Origin of the sequence: Reichenbachiella sp., assembly GCF_965223055.1 — a bacterium.
GTDB lineage: Bacteria > Bacteroidota > Bacteroidia > Cytophagales > Cyclobacteriaceae > Reichenbachiella.
In genome coordinates this window covers 97023-114870 of record NZ_CBDCVM010000005.1, presented here as the reverse complement: position 1 = coordinate 114870, position 17848 = coordinate 97023, and the positions used below count along the sequence as shown (strand labels likewise).

General features: G+C 40.8%; 14 protein-coding genes. 7 read left to right on the top strand and 7 right to left on the bottom strand.

Annotated features, from left to right (window positions below; genetic code table 11):
• Nucleotides 1-19 precede the first annotated feature (19 nt).
• Together ACOQO5_RS03540 and ACOQO5_RS03535 are read right to left on the bottom strand one after the other, a co-directional pair.
• Entirely contained in the window at nucleotides 20-2758 is a 2739-nt protein-coding gene (locus ACOQO5_RS03540; RefSeq protein ID WP_420580300.1) for a response regulator, read from the bottom strand.
• Nucleotides 2759-2799: 41 nt separating this feature from the next.
• Nucleotides 2800-3192 carry a hypothetical protein gene (locus ACOQO5_RS03535; protein WP_420580299.1) on the bottom strand — a complete coding sequence of 131 codons (393 nt, stop codon included), beginning with the start codon at nucleotides 3190-3192 and terminating at the stop codon, nucleotides 2800-2802.
• A gap of 208 nt (nucleotides 3193-3400) precedes the next feature.
• Between ACOQO5_RS03535 and ACOQO5_RS03530 the strand changes: the two genes are divergently transcribed.
• Nucleotides 3401-4738, top strand: coding sequence for a DUF5723 family protein (locus ACOQO5_RS03530; protein ID WP_420580298.1), 1338 nt, complete (start codon nucleotides 3401-3403; stop codon nucleotides 4736-4738).
• 6 nt (nucleotides 4739-4744) lie between these two features.
• On the opposite strand, the gene ACOQO5_RS03525 is transcribed toward ACOQO5_RS03530, so the two are convergent.
• Complete coding sequence (locus ACOQO5_RS03525; RefSeq protein ID WP_420580297.1) at nucleotides 4745-5914, bottom strand: AIR synthase related protein; 1170 nt, start codon at nucleotides 5912-5914, stop codon at nucleotides 4745-4747.
• A 235-nt stretch (nucleotides 5915-6149) separates the two neighbouring features.
• Between ACOQO5_RS03525 and acs the strand changes: the two genes are divergently transcribed.
• Nucleotides 6150-8045, top strand: coding sequence for an acetate--CoA ligase (acs, locus tag ACOQO5_RS03520; RefSeq protein ID WP_420580296.1), 1896 nt, complete (start codon nucleotides 6150-6152; stop codon nucleotides 8043-8045).
• Between the two features lie 141 nt (nucleotides 8046-8186).
• Here the strand turns inward: acs and ACOQO5_RS03515 are convergent, their stop codons facing one another.
• Nucleotides 8187-9593, bottom strand: coding sequence for an MATE family efflux transporter (locus ACOQO5_RS03515; protein WP_420580295.1), 1407 nt, complete (start codon nucleotides 9591-9593; stop codon nucleotides 8187-8189).
• Nucleotides 9594-9803: 210 nt separating this feature from the next.
• On the opposite strand from ACOQO5_RS03515, the gene ACOQO5_RS03510 reads away from it, so the two are divergent.
• Nucleotides 9804-10220: a hypothetical protein gene (locus tag ACOQO5_RS03510; RefSeq protein ID WP_420580294.1), complete on the top strand. Its 417-nt coding sequence runs from the start codon at nucleotides 9804-9806 to the stop codon at nucleotides 10218-10220.
• 128 nt (nucleotides 10221-10348) lie between these two features.
• A complete protein-coding gene (locus ACOQO5_RS03505; protein ID WP_420580293.1) occupies nucleotides 10349-10741 on the top strand; it encodes a CZB domain-containing protein in 393 nt (130 codons plus the stop codon).
• On the opposite strand, the gene ACOQO5_RS03500 is transcribed toward ACOQO5_RS03505, so the two are convergent.
• From ACOQO5_RS03500 to ruvB, 3 genes are read right to left on the bottom strand one after another with little or no spacing between them, the layout of a single operon-like run.
• Nucleotides 10734-12776 (bottom strand): M3 family metallopeptidase, encoded by a 2043-nt coding sequence (locus tag ACOQO5_RS03500; protein WP_420580292.1) that lies wholly within the window; start codon nucleotides 12774-12776, stop codon nucleotides 10734-10736. The two genes, ACOQO5_RS03505 and ACOQO5_RS03500, sit on opposite strands and share 8 nt — an antisense overlap.
• Nucleotides 12777-12827: 51 nt before the next feature.
• Nucleotides 12828-13754, bottom strand: coding sequence for a tRNA epoxyqueuosine(34) reductase QueG (queG, locus tag ACOQO5_RS03495; protein ID WP_420580291.1), 927 nt, complete (start codon nucleotides 13752-13754; stop codon nucleotides 12828-12830).
• Nucleotides 13755-13756: 2 nt separating this feature from the next.
• Nucleotides 13757-14785, bottom strand: coding sequence for a Holliday junction branch migration DNA helicase RuvB (ruvB, locus tag ACOQO5_RS03490; RefSeq protein WP_420580290.1), 1029 nt, complete (start codon nucleotides 14783-14785; stop codon nucleotides 13757-13759).
• Between the two features lie 247 nt (nucleotides 14786-15032).
• Here ruvB and ACOQO5_RS03485 point away from each other — a divergent pair, with 247 nt between their 5' ends.
• The 3 genes from ACOQO5_RS03485 to ACOQO5_RS03475 are packed head-to-tail and all read left to right on the top strand — an operon-like array spanning nucleotide 15033 to nucleotide 17574.
• Nucleotides 15033-16049 (top strand): FAD:protein FMN transferase, encoded by a 1017-nt coding sequence (locus ACOQO5_RS03485; protein ID WP_420580289.1) that lies wholly within the window; start codon nucleotides 15033-15035, stop codon nucleotides 16047-16049.
• 45 nt (nucleotides 16050-16094) lie between these two features.
• Nucleotides 16095-16829 carry a class I SAM-dependent methyltransferase gene (locus tag ACOQO5_RS03480; RefSeq protein WP_420580288.1) on the top strand — a complete coding sequence of 245 codons (735 nt, stop codon included), beginning with the start codon at nucleotides 16095-16097 and terminating at the stop codon, nucleotides 16827-16829.
• A 1-nt stretch (nucleotide 16830) separates the two neighbouring features.
• Nucleotides 16831-17574, top strand: coding sequence for a ZIP family metal transporter (locus tag ACOQO5_RS03475; RefSeq protein WP_420580287.1), 744 nt, complete (start codon nucleotides 16831-16833; stop codon nucleotides 17572-17574).
• Nucleotides 17575-17848 lie beyond the last annotated feature (274 nt).

Sequence of the window (17848 nt, the reverse complement as noted above, 5' to 3'; positions counted from 1 at the left end):
AACCTAATAATGTTACATTTTAGATGAGATCTTTCGGACTCTTCCCAAATCTCTTTTTAAACTGGGCATTGAAATGGGTGACGTTGTTGATACCGATTTGCTTGGCAACCTCTGAACTGGTACTCACCGTTTTTTCCTTTAGAATTCTATGAGCGAGTTGTAGTCTCAATTCTTTGACGAGTTCAAGCGGAGTGGAATCCGTCAACCTTTTGATCATACGATAAAAGTTTCTTTCGCTCATCGCGATTTGATCAGCCAAATAGCCAATACTCAAATGGGGGTCGTCAATTTTGTCATAGATGAGTTGTTCCACCTTCTTGAGTAGCGCTTTTTCAACATCAGCTAGAGTCTCTGTGTTATTGATCAATAGTGCATCAGGGTTCGTATTATTCCAGGTGGCTTTCATAGTAAGTAGATTCTCTACTCTAAGCAGCAGTTCCTGAGGCTTAAACGGTTTGCATAGGAAGTCATTTACTCCTTGAGAAAGTACTTTGGTTTTGTCCTCTTCGGAGGTACGAGCAGATAACACCAATACAGGTGTTTTTCTGAATTTTTCGTCTTCTTTTAACCTTTCTAGCAATTCAAAACCATCAAGCCAAGGCATCATCAGGTCGGTTATGATCAAATCGATGGTTTCATTTTCAAGCAAGCGCAAGGCTTTTAGCCCGTTAGGGGCCAGAAGAACTTTGTAATTGGTTTCGATCACATCGGTAATATAAGCTCGCACTTCAGGATGATCTTCCACCACTAGTATGGTAGCTTTATTTTGATCTTCCTCATTTTTTGAAGACCCTAAATGGAAGGTCGATCTTGAATTGGCCAGTTGGTCGTCTATATCACGATACAAGGCCTGCTTTTCGTCGCTATAGCTCAAGTCGGTTAACTGATAAAGTTCCTCAGTTGTTGAAGATTGATACGGCATAGTAACCACAAAAGCGGATCCCTCATTCAGTTTACTTTCCACTTCTATTTTGGCATCATGCTGATGAATAATTTCTTGCACCAGTGCCAGGCCGATACCAAACCCTTCTTGCGCCTTGTAGTCTTTGTCCGGAGCTTGAAAATATCTTTCAAATATGAGTGGAAGCTTTTCAGCAGGAATGCCTTCTCCAGTGTCGCTGACAGATAGTTGAAGGCTTTGCCCGTCACCACTTAAGTGCATTGATATTTTGTCTCCTTCTTTTGTATGCTTCAAAGCATTGGTGATGAGGTTGAAAAGCACTTTCTCGAACTGATGCGGATCGATATGTACAATGGCTTGATCTAAATCAGGAGATTTAGTGTAGCTCCAATCTATGCCTTGCTGATCGGCGATGTCGCTAAACATCTGCTCAAAGAGTTTCAGCATCTGATCCATATCTACATATGCTTTGTGCAAAGTGAGTTTACCTTCTTCCAGCTGTATCAATTCATTGATCTCACCGGTCATATGTATGATCCGCTCACTATTGATATGAGCAGTTTTTAGCTGTTGTTCGGCTTTTCGCGTCAGATACACTTCTTTGTTTTCCAGCACCTGATTGATGCCACCTGTAATGAGAGTCAACGGACTTCTCAAATCATGAGAAATGTTGGCAAAAAACCTGGATTTTGCTGCATCCAGTTGTTGCAGACGTTCGGCTTGTTGGCGATTGATTTCAGAAAGTTTCTTATTAGCCACTAAGGCCCGATATATAACGAATGCAACACCTACTACTAGCAACAATCCGATAAGCGCTCCATAAAGCATCAGATTGGCATTTCTATTTTTTTCACTAAGTAAGTCTACTTCTATTTGTTTGTTGGACACCTCGTATTCTGTTCGAAGGTCTGCCATTTTTCGAATTGTTTCTTCGTTGTTAATGCTATCCCGATATGCAATGTATTGGCTTTGGTAGTTGAAAGCATTCTTGAAATCAGCTTGTTTTAAATACAGATCTGATAGGACGAGACTGGCATCTCTAATGGTGGCTTTGAGACCAAAATCTTTGGAGATGTCTAGGGCACTATTCGCCCACTGAAGTGCTACTTCAAAGTCATTCCTTTTCGTATAAATCTCAGCGAGCGTCAATTGATAAGCAGCGATAGGGGCTAAATTTTTAAACGCATTCAATTGCTCAATAGCAGATAAAATTTTGGATTCGGCCAGCTCAAGTTGGTCAAGTTTGCTTAACACCATTCCGGTATTTCCTTCAGCGATGGCTTGTCCGGTTTTATGGCCTGCTTGATCAAACATGGATTGCGATTCGACATAATACATCATGGCAGAATCATAGAGGTTATTCTCTCGATAAAGTTCTCCAAGATTGAGAAGAGCACTGGCCATTCTCACCAGGTCGTTTTCAGCTTTGAGTATAGCAATGCTTTTTTTGTGATAGTATTTTGAAAGGTCAAAATTGCCTTGCATTTCATAGACACCTCCCAAATCTAGATAAACAACTCCCACCCCCAGCTCTAGCCCTACATTGCTGTAATGATGGGACGCCGCGATGTAGCACTCGATTGCTTTGGTCAAATTGCCCAGATGTTTATACGCTCCGCCCATATATCGCAGCGCAAGAGCCAACTGTCGTTCATCGCCGATTTTTCCAGCCAGTTTAGCCGTTTTTTCGGCATAAAAAACCTTGTCCTTTGGTTGTATGGAGTTAAAGGCAATATCGTTTTGGATAGCGCAAATGGAAGAATCGCTAAATTCATTCTGACTTGATAGTAACTCAATCAGACTATCCGCTTCATATTGATTTTGACCCCAAGCTGGTAGGTAAAAAAAGCCTACCATGAAGTAGGCTATTAATTTGATCTTATGATTGCGTAGAGATATCAAGGTCCTTCTACTTCTACTCCTGGGTCCAATGTAAATTGGCCTTTACCAGCTACCTCAATAGTAAACTCATAATCTTCTTTGTCTTTTTGATTTCCTGATACAGTCGCCCTCCATTTGGGTGCATGTGGCATAGGGTTCAATACATTGGGGCCTTTTCCAGTCTTGTTGAAAGAGACAAAAGATACGTTTGTGGAACCGTTTTTGGCTTGGATCTCAAAAGTGACTTTTGCTCCATTATTAATCTTGGATAAAAAAGTACAGCTGTCATCAGGAGTTTGGTCAGAACCACTATTGTCATCAGTGAGTACAATGGTCTGCTTTATATTTTCTGCATTAATACGTTCTGTATCTACCGTTACGGTGACGGACACATTTTTAGGCTTAGGCATTTTCTCAAAAAATTAGTGCTAATTGTGTTCTAATATAAGGTAATTCGAATTATTTTAAAGCTTTTCTCTTAATTGTAATAAAAGTTGATCCAGATCGATAACATGGAAAATTCAATATTATGGACATCATTTGTATAGTTAAAAAATTATAGTTGCCTCGCTATAATCAACTATTTGAAACGATATCTTTGCAAGAAATTCAATGAGTATGGCACATGTATTAGTGAAGAAATTATTGCTTTTAGGACTATGTGTCATTCCTTTTTTTTCTTATTCTCAAAGCTTCAAATCTGCATTATACTCATCAAGCCTTGGAGTATATGCTATGGGTAGTATGCCTTCCTTATTGGTAGATACAGATGCGAAATGGGACATACAAATTGCGGGAGCTCAATTCAATTTTTTCAATAGTGACAATTCAGGCCAAACTTTGAAAAAAGAATTGATTTCTTCAATGTTGTCTTCAAATCCAAAAAATTTCTTTTCAGTAAAGTCAAGTAATGCTTTTGTAGAGGCTCAGTTAGCACTTCCTTCATTTAGTTATGCGCTTAATGAAAATAATGTCATAGGATTTTCTTCATCGATTAGAAGTTTTTCTTACGAGAATAATTCAGGGTTTAGTCTGTTTGAAATTATTCAACAGGTGAAAGAAAACGGAAGTTTTACCGGAGGATATTTGGATGAATTCATGACTATGATTTCAAATAACTGGTTAGAACTTGGGGTTTCTTATTCACGAAATTTTAGGCTAAATGAAGACTGGTCAGTCCAAGCGGGACTATCTACAAAGTTCCTTTCAGGTGTTGCTTCCGGCCAGATAGATCTAGGTGGTTTCGATGGCAACATTTTAAATTCAAGAGTGGAGAATTTATCGGCGAGTGTTTCATTTATATACAATGATGAGATTGACAAAATTTTAGAAAATGGCACAGGTGAGATTGACTTGTTTTCCAAGAATGGTTATTCATTAGATTTTGGTTTGTCAACTAAGTGGAAAGAAAAACTAACTGTTGCCATATCTATTTTGGATATAGGATCAATTAAATACAAAAGCTCGCAAGAAAGCAGCGTTTATGAAATTCAAAGTGAATCTGTTGACCTAGAATCATTTACTGAAATAAATTCTTTGAATCAATTGGCAGACTCAATAGACTCACAAGTTCTAGTCGAAGGAGAAGAAGTTAATTCTTTCAAAACAAAATTGCCGATGAGGATATTTCTATTTGGCAAATATGATTTGAACAAAACTTTTGGTATAGTAGGTTCGATGCAGGTGACCAGATTATCAGAAGGAATATCTCAAGATCGCCATCATTTGATTTGGGATTATAACATTTCACCGACTGTTAGAATTAGAAAAATGACCTTTTGTGTACCAATAGGCTACTCTGAGTTTGCAGGCTTTCGAACTGGTATGGGCTTACAATGGAGGTTTTTGACTATAGGATCAGACAACTTGTTATCCTATTATTTTTCAAATAGCGACACGCGCGCTATGAGTATATATTGTTCTTTTAGACTTAAAGTAGGGAGATACAATATGTAAAAATGGCTATTTCAAGTATTCAAACGTTCCATTTTCAGACTGAATAGTAGCTTTAGTGATCTCAGAAGAATCTACTCTACCAATAATCTGCGCAGCAACGCCAAAAGATTCTGAAATTTGAATTAAATCCTGAGCAATGTCTTGTGGAACATAAAGCTCCATACGATGACCCATGTTAAATACCTTGTACATTTCTTTCCAGTCGGTGCCACTTTCCTGATGGATCAGTTTAAAGAGTGGAGGAATTTCAAATAGGTTGTCTTTGATGACATGGACATTGTTTACGAAATGCAGCACTTTAGTCTGCGCCCCTCCACTACAGTGGATCATGCCATGGATTTGATCACGGAATTGTTCTAGCATCTGTTTGATGATAGGGGCGTAGGTACGCGTCGGCGACAATACGAGCTTTCCGGCATCCAAAGGCGAGCCTTCCACTTGATCCAATAAATCTTTTGAACCTGAATAGATCAAATCTGCAGGCACAGATGGGTCAAAACACTCTGGGTACATTTCCATGTATTTTTTTGCAAACACATCATGACGAGCCGAAGTCAATCCATTGCTGCCCATGCCTCCATTGTATTCGTTTTCGTAATTGGCCTGACCGTATGAGCTCAAGCCGACTATCACGTCTCCGCTTTGAATATTTTCATTGGTTATCACATCGGCTCTTTTCATTCGGCCAATGACTGTGCTGTCTACTACCACAGTTCTGACCAAATCGCCCAAGTCAGCGGTTTCACCACCTGTAGAACGAATGTCTACGCCATTGTCTCTAAGCATCTGCAGCACTTCTTCTGTTCCTTCGATTAGTGCGGTCAACACTTCACCTGGGATCAGATTTTTGTTTCTGCCGATGGTGGATGAAAGAAGGATGTTATCTACAGCACCAACACAAAGTAGATCGTCTGTATTCATGATGACTGCATCCTGCGCGATGCCCTTCCATACGGACAAATCTCCAGTTTCTTTCCAATACATATACGCCAGCGAAGATTTAGTGCCTGCGCCATCTGCATGCATGATGTTGCAATAGTCTCCATCTCCTGCCAACATATCCGGAACGATCTTACAAAAGGCATTGGGAAACACCCCTTTGTCTATATTTTTGATGGCATTGTGTACGTCTTCTTTGGAGGCCGAAACTCCACGCTGCATGTATCTTTCGTTCATCACGAATGGTATTTAATATTTGACCGCAAAGCTAATAAACTCTACCATGTCAATCGTCAACCTGAAAGGTTTTCAAACACTGTCAGGCTAGAACAGGGTAGCAAGAATCAAGATTTTTTGGAGATTTGAACATTAAGCAATGAAATGAGGCTTTTCAGCTAATAATTGAAAGGCAATTCCCAAAAGAATTTAAATTTAAGATGCATAAATTGAATAGATACAAAAGCAAACAAGCATGCTAGCGAAAATAGAAAACCTGAGTGAATACTTTTTGGCCTATGAAAAAAGTGTGGCCAACCCTGAGATCTTTTGGGAAAGAGTGGCTAACCAATTTTTTTGGCGAAAAAAATGGGATAAAGTCGTTGATTACAACTTTGAAAAGGTGGATGTAAAATGGTTTGAAAATGCCAAACTCAACATCACAGAAAATATATTGGAGCGTCACCTATATACTTTGGGAGACAAACCAGCCATTATCTGGGAGCCTAATGACCCGAATGAGAAAGGAATTACACTGACTTACAAACAACTCTTTGAGAAAGTTTGTGAGTTTTCGAATGTCTTGAAAAGCAATGGCATCGAAAAAGGGGATCGTGTGATTATCTATATGCCTATGATTCCGGAAGCTGCCATTGCTATGCTGGCTTGTGCCAGAGTGGGGGCTGTACATTCTGTGGTATTTGCGGGGTTTTCGTCTTCCGCGCTCGCTGATAGAATCAATGATTGCGAAGCCAAAATGGTTTTGACTTCTGATGGAAACTTCCGAGGAGCGAAGACTATCCCTGTGAAAGCTGTCGTAGATGAAGCTGTAGAGAAGTGTTCATCCATTGAGAGGGTAATTGTAGCACAGCGAACAAGGACAGAAGTGACCATGAAGCCAGACAGAGATGTATGGTGGCATGAAGAAACAGCTCAAGCGAGTAAAGAACACAAAGCTGAAGAAATGGATAGCGAGGACATGCTTTTCATTCTATATACGTCCGGATCTACCGGTAAACCAAAAGGAGTAGTTCATACGACTGGGGGTTATATGGTGTATACTCAGTTTTCTTTCCAGAATGTGTTCCAATACAACAGTGATGATATCTACTGGTGTACAGCAGATGTGGGTTGGATTACAGGTCACTCGTATATCGTATATGGACCCTTATTGTCTGGGGCTACAACAGTCATGTTTGAAGGCGTTCCAACCTACCCAGATGCGGGTCGATTTTGGGAGATCTGTGATAAATATAAAGTGAACCAATTCTATACAGCACCAACAGCAATCAGAGCATTACAGGCGTTTGGTTTGGATCCAGTTACTCCACACAAGTTGGATTCTTTGAAAGTATTAGGAACAGTTGGCGAGCCCATCAATGAAGAGGCGTGGCACTGGTATCATGATCATATTGGAAAAGGCAAGTGCCCGATTGTGGATACCTGGTGGCAAACCGAAACAGGCGGAATTATGATTTCTCCTTTGGCAGGGCTTACGCCGACCAAGCCTGCCTATGCGACATTACCACTACCTGGCATTCGCCCAATTATTGTGGATGCGGATGGAAAGGAATTAAAAGGAAATGGTGTAGAAGGAAATTTATGTATCAACTTCCCATGGCCGTCGATGATTCGAACGACCTATGGTGACCATCAACGGTGTATTGACACCTACTTTTCAACCTATAAAGGCATGTATTTCACAGGCGATGGTGTGAAAAGAGATGAAGATGGATACTATAGAATCCTTGGAAGAGTGGATGATGTGATCAATGTTTCTGGTCATAGAATGGGAACGGCCGAAGTTGAAAATGCCATTAATGAACACCCATTGGTGGTAGAATCAGCAGTGGTAGGTTATCCACACGACATCAAAGGACAGGGCATATATGCCTATGTCATCTGTGATGCAGAAGGCAGAACTGAGGCCAGTCTAAAAGATGAGATCAAAGCAACTGTCAATAAAATCATCGGGCCTATTGCTAAGCCAGATAAAATCCAGATCGTGCCTGGCTTGCCAAAGACACGATCCGGTAAAATCATGAGAAGAATCCTTAGAAAAGTCGCCGAAAATGAGACTTCTAGCCTTGGTGATACTTCCACACTACTCAATCCAGAAGTGGTGGATGAAATCATCAAAGGGGCGCAGTAAGATACCATTAAGTCAGCCTCAAACATTTCGTCATTGCGAGCGAACGCGTGGCAATCTTGAAGTTTATTTCGTGAATAAGCTTAAGGTCACTTCGTAAAACTCGTGATGACGTTTTATTGTTTGCGGCTGACTCACAATTATTTACACCTTCACCAATTTCCACTTGCCTAATCTAAACCAATAGATACAGGCCGCAGCATGCAGCGCAAATGCTATAGCTACAGAAATCATGGCGCCTAAAAAACCGTAATCCAGATGAATGGCTAAGGTATAGGCTAAAGGAATTTGTATAAACCAAAAGAATATAATGTTCATCACCACAGGTGTTTTCGTATCTCCCGCACCATTAAATCCCTGGCTGATCACCATACCATAAGCGAAAGTGATGTAGCCGACACAAATCACGCGTAAGGCCATAGAACCGTGCTCTTGTACAACCGCTTCGTTCGAAAAAATAGAAACAAATTCTGGCGCAAACCAGAAGAAAATAATTGAAACAAAGAATAAAAAACCTGTGTTCAAATGTGCGGTTTTCCACACTGAGATTTCTGCCCTTCCCGGTTCTCCAGCACCCAAATTTTGACCTACTAATGTAGCAGCAGCATTCGCCATTCCCCATGAGGGAAGAATAGTAAAAACAATAATTCTAAAGGCAATAGTATAGCCCGCCAAAGCAGCGCTTCCAAATTCGGATATAATTCTTACCAAGAATATCCAACTGGCAGATTCAATCAAGAACTGCCCCATACCACCTAAGGCGATGTCAAAAATTCTTCGGATAGTTTCCAACCGGACTTTTACGTTGTCTATGGTCAATTTGATGATTCGTTTTCCACCGAATAATCCTACCAATTGATATGCTACACCCATAGATCTACCGATGGTAGTGGCTATGGCAGCGCCTTCCACACCGAATCCTGGAATTGGTCCCAATCCAAAGATGAAAATAGGATCCAAGACGATATTCAATCCATTGGCAATCCAAAGTGAACGCATGGCCATGGACGCATCTCCTGCTCCTCGATATATACCGTTGATAAGGAATAGCAACATGATACTTGCATTACCTCCCAGCATCACACGGGTATATCCAGAACCAGCGGCGATCAGCTCTTCAGATCCACCCATGATTCGAAGAATGCCCTCGGCATAGATGATTCCAACTATACTGACCACGATCGACATGGAAACGGCAATGAGTATGGACTGAAAAGCAGCGTCACCAGCACGCTTGGGGTCTTTTTCCCCAATTCTTCGTGCCACCACTGCAGTGGCGGCCATACTTAGACCTATGGCAATAGAGTAAACAATCATAACTACAGACTCTGTGAGTCCAACAGTAGCCACGGCATCTACGCTCACCTTACCAACAAAAAATACATCCACTACAGCAAACAAAGATTCCATGATCATTTCGAGCACCATGGGAACCGAGAGTAGAAAAATCGCCTTGTTGATACTGCCCGAAGTGAATTCTGTTTCTTCGCCCTTTAGGGCAATAAGAAAATATTTATAACCTTTTCTAAGGTTGTTAATCAAACTTGTCATTATTAAAAGAAGTAAGTGTTGTTAAAAAGAAAAATAGCTGGTGTCTAAAAGGCTTTAGACAGTGGTGGACGGTGTGTCCTTATGCGCTATGGTCTTCTCTAGGAACTTCATGATGGCCGCTAAGGTAATTCTATTTTTGTTTATTCCAACTATTTGAATTTATTTTTGTTCAGGAATCAACTAAGTGACGACAGCACAGATATAATGTTTATGCAAAGAAAATTAAATATGATAGTGGGAATGATAATATTCTTATCATCCTGCCAAAGTCCAAATGAAGATTGTTGTGGTGGACCAAAAGAGGTGGCTTTAGGGGAGTCCTTCTCTATCAAAGTCGGGGAGACGGTAAACATTTCCCAATCATCAGCAGTTATTACTTTTGAAACATTAATTAGTGATTCTTTGTGCCCGGCAGATGTGGAATGTTTGACTCTAGGTACATTATCAATTGCTATCAATGTGAGTGGCACAGAAAAGACATTGTCTATTGGGGACAATGCTAAAGATGTGGCCCATTACAAGGACTATAGCATAGTATTGGAAAGACTTGTATATCCGACCAAACAAAGCGAGAAAGACAGCAATAATTCTACTTATGCTGTGCAAATGAAAATCACAAGATCTTGACTGAATACGGATTGTTTGAAATCGTCTTTTCTGTAGATCATTTTTAATCAATTTAAAAATTCACTAACATAGCGTGCCTAAACGTAAGAAGTAGTCAATTTATCATCAATTAGCTTGCATTCAATTTTATGAGTGATATTCAAATCGCGTTTAACATCAACAAGGCAATCGTTTCACACAGTACTTGGAAAGTCCGACTAAAAAAATCCATTGAAAGCCAAACCAGTGAGTTTGAAATAGACTACATAAAGTCTGTGCAAAGTTGCGAATTTGGACAATGGCTTTCTGCTAATAAAGCATTCTTGGCGAGTGACGAGGCTTATGATCTAGTCGTCGATTTGCACCAATCTTTACATGAAGAAACAGCCAGAATTACAGAAATGGCAATATCTGGTCATACTAAGACTGCTGAAGAGTCTATTGAGCCAGGTAGCCCATATGCCAAAATCTCATCCAAACTAACGATTACTTTGATGGCTTGGAAGAAACGAGCACAGATGGTAGAAGGTCCACTTATTTAAGACCACTTCGCTCGAGAAGCGCTTCCACGGAAGGCTCTTGTCCTCTGAACCTTTTATATAATTCCATGGGGTGCTCACTTCCTCCTTTTGACAGAATATTTTCTTTAAAAGATTTGGCTGTTTCGGCATCAAAAATTCCTCTTTCTTTGAACACAGAGAAGGCATCGGCATCCAAGACCTCAGCCCATTTGTAGCTGTAGTAGCCTGCAGCATATCCACCTTGAAAAATATGGCTGAATTGTGTGCTCATGCAAACTCCTGGAATTGGATTGAACAGTTCAGTTTGTTTCATGGCTTCTTGTTCGAAGGCAGCTACATCTTTCACTTCGATGTTTTCTGCAGTGAGCGAGTGCCAGGACATATCCATCAATCCAAAGCTTAACTGGCGTACGGTTTGGTAGGCCTCGTGGTAGTTGGACGAAGCCTTGTTTTTTTCGATCAAATCTTCTGGAATAGATTCGCCTGTCTCATAGTGGTTGGCAAAGAGATCCAGACATTCTTTTTCCATCAGCCAGTTTTCTAATATCTGAGATGGCAACTCTACAAAATCCCAATATACGCTGGTCCCGCTTAGGGAATTATACTTGCCATCAGCCAACATGCCATGCAAGGCGTGTCCAAACTCATGAAACAAAGTTTCTACTTCATTGAACGTAAGCAATGATGGTTTGGAGTCCGTAGGAGGAGTGAAATTGCATACAATAGAAACCACAGGTCTGTGGTCTGTATCTGTTTTCCACTGACCACGGTAGGAGGTCATCCAGGCACCACCTCTTTTTCCTGCTCGTGGAAAAAAATCAGCATAGAATACGGAAATGTGTTTGCCTGATTCGTCCAGAACCTCATAGGCTTGTACATCTTTATGATAGACTGGGATACCGTCGTTTTTCTTAAAAGTTAGGCCATATAGTTTTTTCGCCACTTGAAAAATACCATCAACTGCTTTTTCCATCTGGAAGTAAGGACGAAGCATTTCGTCATCGAGCTGGTATTTTTCATTCTTTAATTTCTGAGAATAGTAGGCCCAGTCCCACCTTTCCAATTCAATTTCATCTCCCAATTTTTTAATGTAGGCCTTGAGCTCTTCCACCTCTTCTTTGGCTTTGGGAAGAGCCTTTTCTAATAGATCATTAAGAAAATCTTTAACCTTGTCAGGTTTTTCAGCCATGCGCTCTTCAAGGATGTAATCCGCATAGGTATTGTATCCGAGCAATTGAGCCATTTCATACCTAAGTTTGACAATCTCCTTCACCTTTTCTTGGTTGTCTAGATCATCTCCCTTGAAAGCCTTGGACATATAGGCTTTGTACATCTTCTCTCTGAGTTCACGGTTTTCCGCATACTCCATAAAGGGCAAGAAACTTGGGGCTTGTAGTGTAAAAAGCCACATGCCTTTATGTCCCTTTTCGTCAGCTGCAAGTGCTGCTGCATCAATGGCTCCGTCAGGTAATCCTTTCAGATCCTCCTCATTTTCCAGGATGAGTTCGTAGGCATTGGTTTCAGCCAATACGTTTTCACCAAATTTGAGTGAAGCCATCGCCAGTGCATTGGATAATTCGCGGTACTTCTTCTTGTCTGCCTCATCGAGGTTGGCTCCACTTCTTACAAAACCTAAATAGGTTTTGCGAAGGAGCATCTGTTCTTCCTTATCCAGTGATAAGTTGGAACGATTTTCATATACCGACTTTACCCTTTCGAACAATGCCTCATTCTGCATGATTTCATTGCTAAATTCTGTAAGCATAGGGGAAAGCTCATTAGCTAGCGCTTGCATTTCATCCGAAGTTTCAGCAGAGTTGAGGTTAAAAAAAATCTCAGCCGCTTGATCCAAGTCTCGTCCTCCTCTTTCCAGTGCTTCAATGGTATTTTCAAATGAAGGTTCTATATCTTGACTGGCGATGATGTCAATCTCACTTCTTGATTTTTCAATGAGCTTTTCTATCCCCGGTTTGTAGTGTTCCAATTTGATTTTTTCAAAAGGAGGAACACTAAAAGGCGTATCGAATGATTCTAAAAGTGGATTGCTATCAGCCATAATTCTTCAATTTTGAGTTCGCAAAAATAGAAGAATTGAATTCAAAAGGAGCTAGGATTTTTTTAAGAAATCAATATTCCTTTTCAGTCCTGAATATTTAGTTCGCTTTACTGCGGAGCCTTTAAATATTTCTCTGAATAAATCTTCAGTGATTTCATCCCAGTCGGATGGCTTCATGGCTCCCAATTTGTCATGAGGAACAAAATCAGGCTCTTTATGAGGTTGAGAAAATCGATTCCAAGGACATACGTCCTGGCAGATGTCGCAGCCAAAAGCCCAGCCTTCCATTTGCCCGGCAAAGGAGGAAGGGATTTCGTTTTTAAGTTCTATGGTCAAGTAAGAGATGCATTTGCTACCATCCACAACGTAGGGGGCTGGAATCGCATCTGTAGGGCAGGCGTCCATACAGGCGGTACAAGTGCCACAGTAGTCTTTCACTGGACCGTCGTAGTCCAATTCAAGATCTACAATAATCTCAGCCAAAAAGAAAAACGAACCCATCGACTTGTTGAGCAGAAGGGAGTTTTTGCCAACCCAGCCGAGTCCTGCTTTGGCAGCCCATGCACGTTCGTGTACAGGTGCAGAGTCTACAAAAACGCGAGCACTTACCTCGCCAACTTCCTGGGTAATGGCTTGTAGTACGGTTTTGAGTTTGGACTTGATGATATAGTGATAGTCCTTTCCGAAGGCGTATTTGGCTATTTTGACTTCCTTGCCTTCATTCAGATCTTTTTCGGGGTAATAATTGTAAAGTAAGGAAATCACCGATTTAGCTCCATTAACTAGTTTCCTAGGATCTAACCGCTTGTCAAAGTGATTAGCCATGTAGGCCATCTCACCGTTCATACTTTGATTCAGCCATTTTTCCAATCGTGGCGCTTCGTCCTCCAGAAATTCTGCCTTGGCCACACCACAAAATTGAAATCCTTCTTCAGCGGATTTTTGTTTGATCAGTTGGGTGAGTTTGGAGCGGTCCACGCTTAGTCAAATAAAGTTCCCATTCTTGATGGAGGCACGATTTTCAAATGCTTATAGGCCAACTCTGTAGCTTCGCGCCCGCGGCTGGTTCTTTTGAGGAATCCCTCTTGAATTAGGAATGGCTCATATACTTCTTCGATGGTATCAGCTTCTTCACCACAGGCGGTGGCAATGGTAGAAATTCCCACTGGTCCACCTTTGAACTTTTCGATGATAGTCGTAAGGATTCGGTTGTCCATTTCGTCCAAGCCATGCGCATCCACATCTAATGCCTCAAGGGCAAATTGTGTGATCTCTTTAGTGATCGTCCCGTCGCCTTTGATTTGAGCAAAATCACGAGTCCGTCTCAAAAGATTATTAGCAATACGGGGCGTACCTCTACTTCTTCTGGCCAGTTCCAAAGCCGCATTTTCTTCTATCGGCGTATCGAGAATACCTGATGATCTTTTTACAATGCTCGAAAGCAATTGAGAATCGTAATATTCTAGTCGTGCATTGATGCCAAATCTAGCACGAAGCGGAGAAGTCAATAATCCCGAGCGCGTAGTGGCACCAATGAGCGTAAATGGGTTTAATCCAATTTGAACAGATCGAGCGTTTGGACCCGAGTCGAGCATGATATCGATTTTGTAATCCTCCATGGCAGAATATAAATACTCCTCGACGACCGCATTTAATCGATGAATCTCATCGATGAATAGGACATCATTGGGTTCCAGGTTAGTCAAGAGACCTGCGAGGTCACCTGGCTTGTCCAATACTGGCCCAGAGGTCACTTTGATGCTGGAATCCAGTTCATTGGAAATGATGTGAGAGAGTGTGGTTTTACCCAGACCAGGAGGGCCGTGGAGTAGGACATGATCCAAAGGCTCAGCCCTTTGTTTGGCGGCTTGCACAAATACTTTAATGTTTTCCACCACCTTGGCTTGCCCAGTAAAATCTTCGAATGAGAGTGGGCGTAGCGCTTTTTCAAACTCGATCTCATCCGAGTTCAACTCTTCACCATCTGGATTCAAATAATCTTCCCTCATTGTATACGAATAATTTCACCAAAAATAGGATATTCGGAGCAGTATGGGAGAATCCAATCTTAAAGAATTTGCGGCATCAAGTCTTGATATGAACCCATAAGGTTTTGGATCGCGCCATTTCGATCCATCCAATGGTTCTTGGAGACAAGAACCAAGGCTTCAGGAAGATAGAGCATTCCTAAACTTTCACAGATCTATGCACCTTTCATGCAAATGCTCTTTCTTTGCTGCCGCAAAAAGAGAAAAGATGCAAAAACGAAGAATTTTAATTGTTGTTTTGGCGGTTGGGATATTAATCCTGTTTAGACAACTCAATCCGGTAGAGACTCAGGTTCAGCAGCATGTGACTGGAACTACCATGGGCGCCATACCCTATTCAATCAAGTATCTGGCTCCAAAAGAAGACTACTTTAAAAAGGAAGTAGATTCTATATTGGTGGCTTTCAACCAGTCACTTTCTACTTATATCCCGGATTCAGAAATATCTAATTTCAATCGAGAAGACTCAACTACCTATCAATCGTCCTTTATGTATCCGGTATTGAAAATGAGTCAAGAGATGTTCCTCAATAGCAAGGGAGCTTATGATCCTACCGTTGGACCATTGGTTAATGCATGGGGCTTTGGTCCAAAGAAAAAGGCAATGCTAGATAGTGCTGTGGTGGATTCCTTATTACAGATTGTGGGATTTGAACAGATTCAATTCGATGAGGAGGGTGCTTCAAAACCAAAAGGCACTTATTTGGATTTTAGCGCTTCTGCTAAAGGTTATGCATTAGATGTGATTGCTCACTTTTTGCATGCCAGGAAAGTAGAAAACTATATGATTGAGATAGGCGGTGAAGTGCGCTGTCAGGGACAAAATCAAAACCAAAATGTTTGGAAGATAGGAATAGAAAAACCAGAGATGAATCAAGGTCTTGGTCATGCTTTTGCCACAGTATTTGTTAACAATCGGTCATTGGCTACTTCAGGTAATTATAGAAATTACTACGAAGAAAATGGCAGAATTATTTCTCATACGATTAGCCCATTTACAGGCTACAATGTATCTCATAATCTCTTGAGTGCTTCGATTTTTGCACCCAACTGTACCCTGGCAGATGGCTACGCTACAGCTTGTATGGTGCTGGGTCTGGAAGAATCGATTCAGATGATTGAAAAATTGAATGGCATCGATGCTTTTTTTATCTATTCCGATGAAAATGGTGAGCTGAAGTCTTATGCTACTGCCGGCATTGAGTCGCAGATAGATATTCTTTAGCCGATCGAGTAGAATCAACTATTTTAGCACCCAAATCCAATAGTCATGTCAAAGAAAGAATGGTTTGACGAATGGTTCAACACCATTTACTATCATATATTATATAAGCATAGAGATTACGAAGAGGCCGCAGCCTTCTTGGATCACTTGATCGATTATTTCAATATTGAAACGAATGCCAAGATATTGGACTTGGCTTGTGGGAAAGGTAGACATTCGATTTATCTCAATAAAAAGGGGTTTGATGTGACTGGCGTAGACCTGTCAGAAGAGAATATCAAATTCGCTAGTACAAAACAGAACGATACATTGCATTTCGCCGTTCATGACATGCGCGATGTGTTTTCAAAAGAAGAGTTTGATTATGTATTCAATCTTTTTACCAGCTTCGGGTATTTCGATTCGAAGGAGGAAAATTTAAAGGTCATTGACGCTACGATTCAATCCCTGAAACCAGGAGGTAAATTTTTGCTGGACTTTTTGAATCCTTATGTAGTAGTGAACAATTTAGTGCATGAGGAAGACAAGACCATTGAAAACATCCATTTTAATATACAGAGGAAGTATACGGATGATGAATTTATAGTCAAGAATATAATTGTGGATGATCATGGGCAGCACTATGAATTTCAAGAAAAAGTAAAGGCCATAAGACGTACAGATTTTTTAGCCTATTTCGAGAAAATCAATTTAAAAGTAATAGATATATTTGGTGACTATGAGCTGTCTGAATACAAGGCAGAGGAATCCCATCGCCTCATTTTTGTGTTAGAAAAATAATATGATTGTAAACTCCATTGTACTTTTTGTTTCAGCATTATTGGGAGGACTCTACGCACTGAAGGTCACCAAAACCAAGGAGTCTCAGGTCAAGAGTGTACTGGTATTTGCAGGCTCATTTCTGTTCTCGATTACCATAGTTCATATCTTGCCAGAGTTGTTTGAAACTCATAAAGACCAATTTCATATTGGGTTATTTATTCTGGGTGGGTTCTTTTTTCAGCAGGTGCTAGAATATTTCACTAGCGGGGTAGAGCATGGTCATATGCACGTGCATCAGCATGGACGACAGCATTCGGTATGGTCTGGTGTTTCATTAATGGCGGCGCTTTGTATTCATGCCTTTTTAGAAGGCACTATTCTGGCGCATCCAGAAGTGATACACGCTAGTCACAGTCAGGGTAGTTTACTTACCGGTGTGGTATTACACAAAATTCCAGCGGCATTGGCATTGATGACCGTATTGTCCTGTCAATATAAAAGTAGAAGAACCCAGCTCTCTTTGCTTCTTGTTTTTGCGTGTGCGTCGCCCATAGGAGTGGTCGTTGGACATGGGTTGGGACCGATGGGATTGTTCAGTGAAGAGGGCATGGTGATGTTGTTTGCTTTTGTGGCCGGCAATTTTTTGCATATCTCTACCACCATATTTATCGAGTCCAGTCCAGAACATCACTGGAATTCCAGGAAGTTGTTGATTAGTCTGTTAGGTGCAGGGATTGCGGTAGTTTCAGAAATGCTCTATTAGATTTTATTACTTGATATTATGATCCATTAAGGAATTGATACCTTTTAGGCATCAAAATAAAATTTTCAGGCATTAATCTTTTCTTATCCTGAAATCATTAAGTATGTTTGCAACTCAAAACAAGAAAACTATGAATATCAGGGCACAACATCATCACCATCATATGATCGCACAGGCGAGGTGATATAGTTGTATCTACAAAAATATTTAATCCCGTCTGAGTACTTTGGACGGGATTTTTTTATACCCATCTTTCGTTTACTCAGGCACTAAC